General features: G+C 65.5%; 4 protein-coding genes and 1 pseudogene. All 5 read left to right on the top strand.

Annotated elements, in window-relative coordinates; translation table 11 throughout:
- Positions 1 to 381 (top strand): ATP-binding protein (locus tag CFR80_RS17175; RefSeq protein ID WP_181418227.1); only part of this gene is annotated, 381 nt, incomplete at its 5' end.
- Positions 382 to 505: 124 nt separating this feature from the next.
- On the top strand, positions 506 to 1615 hold the full coding sequence (locus CFR80_RS17170; RefSeq protein WP_258367932.1) for a cellulose synthase subunit BcsC-related outer membrane protein: 1110 nt from the start codon (positions 506 to 508) through the stop codon (positions 1613 to 1615).
- A gap of 63 nt (positions 1616 to 1678) precedes the next feature.
- Positions 1679 to 3367 carry an SGNH/GDSL hydrolase family protein gene (locus tag CFR80_RS17165; RefSeq protein ID WP_010513214.1) on the top strand — a complete coding sequence of 563 codons (1689 nt, stop codon included), beginning with the start codon at positions 1679 to 1681 and terminating at the stop codon, positions 3365 to 3367.
- 41 nt (positions 3368 to 3408) lie between these two features.
- Complete coding sequence (locus CFR80_RS17160) at positions 3409 to 3591, top strand: hypothetical protein (RefSeq protein ID WP_029329252.1); 183 nt, start codon at positions 3409 to 3411, stop codon at positions 3589 to 3591.
- 302 nt (positions 3592 to 3893) lie between these two features.
- Positions 3894 to 4053, top strand: a pseudogene (locus CFR80_RS17150) (IS5/IS1182 family transposase); the annotation flags it as partial.

Raw genomic sequence — 4053 nt, 5'->3', positions numbered from 1 at the left:
GCCATTGGCCGGAGCTGCATCCGCACAGGTCGGCGTGGCCGGTTCTTCAACGTGGTGGACCTGGTCAACCGGCTTGAGGCTGACAGTCGGGCGGCAAGGGCGGGTCGGCTGGCCGAACAACTCGGCCGACTGGACTTTGTCATCCTCGACGAACTGGGATACCTGCCCTTTGCCCAGTCTGGCGGACAGTTGCTGTTCCATATGATCAGCCGCCTTTATGAACAGACCTCGGTCATTGTCACCACGAACCTGTCCTTCGGTGAATGGGCCAGTGTATTCGCCGACGCCAAGATGACCACGGCACTGCTCGACCGTCTGACCCATCACTGCGACATCATCGAGACAGGGAACGAAAGCTGGCGGTTCAGGAACCGTAACTGAACCTCTCTCCAGATCCATACCTGCCCCGGCCTGTCTCCTTACGCCTACGGCTTCAGGAGACAGGCCGGGCCTTCAACAGGGGGTTAATATTGCATGCCGATCAGGGGTTATTTTTGAGTGCCGATTGACACAGATCGTCTACCTGCGTGATTCCGTGTCGCCGCAGTTCGACGCCAATACCTTCGTGCGCAGCCGCACCGGTGTTGCGGGGCTGGGGCAGCTGACGGAATTCGCCGTGCCCATCACCGCGACCCTGCCCTTTGAATCATGGGACCACCGGCTGTCCTTCTCGGTCACGCCGACCCTGCTGTTCACCGGCGATCCGCTGACCAATGCCGTCTCCGCCCACCAGTTCGGGACTGTCGCGGTCAACGGGGCGCGGCCCTGGGGCTACCATCATTACTATACGCAGGGCGTGGGGCTGAGCCTGAATTACGTCAACCGCTGGTTCGCGGCCGACGTGGGTTCCTCCCCGCTGGGCTTTCCCATCACCAATGTGGTGGGCGGGCTGGAATTCGCCCCGCGCCTGACCCGCAACCTCGGCCTGCGCATAAGCGGCGGGCGGCGCATGGTGACCGACAGCGAACTGTCCTATGCCGGCGAGCGCGACCCGGGCACCGGAAAGCTGTGGGGCGGGGTGACGCGGCTGTTCGGCCATGGCGCGCTGGAATGGTCCGCGCGTGGGTGGAACGCCTATGCCGGGGGCGGCTTCGCCTATCTCGGCGGCACCAACGTCATCGGCAATACCGAGACCGAGGCCGGCGCCGGCGGCAGCGCCACCGTGTGGCAGGACCATGACCGGCAGTGGCTGCGCGTGGGGCTCGACCTCATGTATTTCGGCTACAAGCGCAATGCCTACTTCTTTACATGGGGGCAGGGCGGATACTTCTCGCCCCGGCAGTATTTCGGCGCCATGGTGCCGGTCGAATGGTCCGGGCACAACCGGCGCTGGACATGGTTCCTGCGCGGGGAGGCGGGCTACCAGTATTACCACAGCAACGCCGCGCCGTATTTCCCGACCAGCGCGCAGCTGCAGGGCCAGGCCGATGGCAGTCCGCCCAGCTATTATGGCGACAGCGGGGCCAGCGGGCTGGCGGGCAACATGCGCGGGCGTCTGGTCTATCAGCTGGACCACCGCCTGCGCATCGGGCTGGAAGGCGGCTACAGCCGCGCGGGCAGCTGGTCGGAGACCAGCGGCATGTGGATGGCGCACTATACCCTCGATGGCCAGTAACCCCCTTACCCCTCACGGCCGGGGCGCCCGCGGGTGCCCCGCCACTTTCGGGAACAGCATGACATGACACTGCGCAGACAGGCTTTCGTCCTCATGGCGGCCATGGCGGCCATGGCGGCCGGCACGGCAACGGCGCACGCGGCGGGGTGCCCGGCGGATGCGGGCGGGGATACGGTCTGCGTGCCGGCCGCCGACACCACCGCCGGCGGACTGGACCGCGCGCCCCGCGCCGATGACGACGTCCGCCGCGGCTACGCGGCAGGCGACCTGTGGCAGGCGGGGGGGCAGGCCTGGCGGGCGGTATCGGTGGCGGACGGGGCCGCGCGGTGGGCGCGCGTGCCCGCCCGCCTGCCCGGCGATGCCTTCGGCGGGCACACCGTCTTTGCCGGGGGGCCGGTGCGGCTGGTCAGCGGCTATGTCGGGCCCGCCCTTGATATCGGGACGACGGTGGCGGGCCGGACGGTCACCACCACGCTGGCCATTGGCGGCGATGGCCGACTGGATACGGCCGCCCTGCGGCGCGCCCTGTCCGCCCGTGACCGCGGCAGCTTCGCCACCGTGCTGCGGGTGTATGACCAGTCCGGCCATGGCAACCACATCACCGCGACGCCGGGCCGCCATGTCGTGCATATCGGTGAAATCCGCATCGCCGGGCACGAGACCCTGTCCTGGGGCGAGGATAACGGTCCCGGCGGCTTCGTGCTGCCCGACGGGGTGAAGGTCGCATCCGACGGCTTCTTCTTCGGGACCACGGGCACCTATGCCTCGGCCAATTCGGGGAATGCCGCCGTGCCCGTGCCGGTCCTGCTGGGGCAGGCGGGCAGCGGGCGGGAGTTCAAGGCCTTCATGGGCAGCTACTCGCTCGACGGGTTCGTCCATGTCGCCGACCCGCGCAGCCCCGACCAGCGCACGGGGCTGGTCGTCACCTCCTCCCCAGCCGCCTTCGGCGTGGCGGCGGGGCCGGGTGGTTATGTGCTGCAGTCGGGCAATGCGCGCGCCACCCTGCCCGGGGCCCTGCCCGGCGGCACGCTGGCGGGCGGCTATATCGGCTACAATGCCGATGGCGGGCCATGGTTCGCGCAGGGACGCAATACGGGACAGTGGACCGGCATCGTCATCGCAGGCCACGCCCCCACCCCCGACGAGGCGCAGGCCTTCGCCGTGGCCGGGGCGGTGGCGGACGACGCCATGCCGCAGCTGCGCGATGTGCTGGTCACCATCGGCGACAGCCGCACGGAAGGCTTCGTGGTGCCGGATGGCCGCAACTGGCCCTACCTCATGCAGCGCTTCGCGCGGTACCGCAGCTACAACCTTGCGGTGTCGGGGGCGACGACGCGGCACATGTTGGGCATGCTGCCCGCGGCCGAAGCCGTCGCCCGCGGGGGCGCGCGCAGGCTGGCCGTGGTGTTCGGCGGCTATAACGACCACCTGCCGGGTAACCATATCCCCACCGACGAGACGGTGCGCAACCTCGCCACCATCACCGGGCGCCTGAAGCAGGCGGGCTACACCGTCGCCCTCATCGAGGAGACGCAGACCACCGGCGCCCCCCGCGCCGCCATCCATGACGCCATCGCCCGCGGCATCCTTGCGCCCGACATCACCCTCGACCCCTTCGCCCCCGGCCTGCCGCTTGCCAACGTCCTCGACACCACCAGATGGAACCCCGACACCACCCACCCCAACCAGGCCGGGCATGAAATCATGGCGGAGTTCGTGTGGCAGCATATCGGACCGATCTTAAATAAATAGCATCGCGATTACATGGTGTCGGATAAGGAGGGAGAGTAAAAATGCTTTCACACCCAATATGGAAGAAAATACAGTCGTTCCGCATGGAGCATGGCGCCGAAGGAACGTATCTGGGCACCCAGGAGGACATGCTGTCCATGTCGGATGAGGATGTCGAGGAAATGGTCCGTCTGGGCTGGATCATAGATGAAGAAAGCGGACGATGGTTCCGCAGGTATAAATGACATTCTGCCGGGTATGCTGCCCCATCCATGTGCGCAGGAAAACAGGCATGCAGGCACGCCGCATGACCTTATGAAATGAATACAGTACAGGTTTTGTGAAATATAATGCGCCTGACCCTTTATACGGAATATTCCATTCAGACCCTGATTTACCTTGGCAGGAACCAGGGCAGGCGTGTGGCTATTCAGGAAATTGCTGACACGTATCAGATTTCCTCAAATCATCTGAGAGCCTGATCCGAAAGTTTTTGAACAATACCAGCCTGTTGTGATTCATCCGTCTTTACGAAGAGATGGAGTGAATGGTGACATGGACTGGTATTGCCCGACGTGAACATAGCCGGGAAGGACTGCGATATCCATCGGATATGATGGACGGGGAATGGGCTTTGATCGTGCCATTTGTGCCCCCTGCGAAACGGGGCGGTCGCCCTCGCACGACGGATATGCGCGAGGTGGTCA

This window comes from Komagataeibacter oboediens (assembly GCF_003207815.1).
Taxonomy (GTDB): Bacteria; Pseudomonadota; Alphaproteobacteria; order Acetobacterales; family Acetobacteraceae; genus Komagataeibacter; species Komagataeibacter oboediens.
Note: the sequence above shows the minus strand (reverse complement) of the source record. Positions and strands in the feature narration are given on the sequence as shown.

Coding starts and splice junctions, on each gene's coding strand:
- CFR80_RS17160 (WP_029329252.1), top strand. CDS start 3,409: ATGCTTTCACACCCAATATGGAAGAAAATACAGTCGTTCCGCATGGAG.
- CFR80_RS17165 (WP_010513214.1), top strand. CDS start 1,679: ATGACACTGCGCAGACAGGCTTTCGTCCTCATGGCGGCCATGGCGGCC.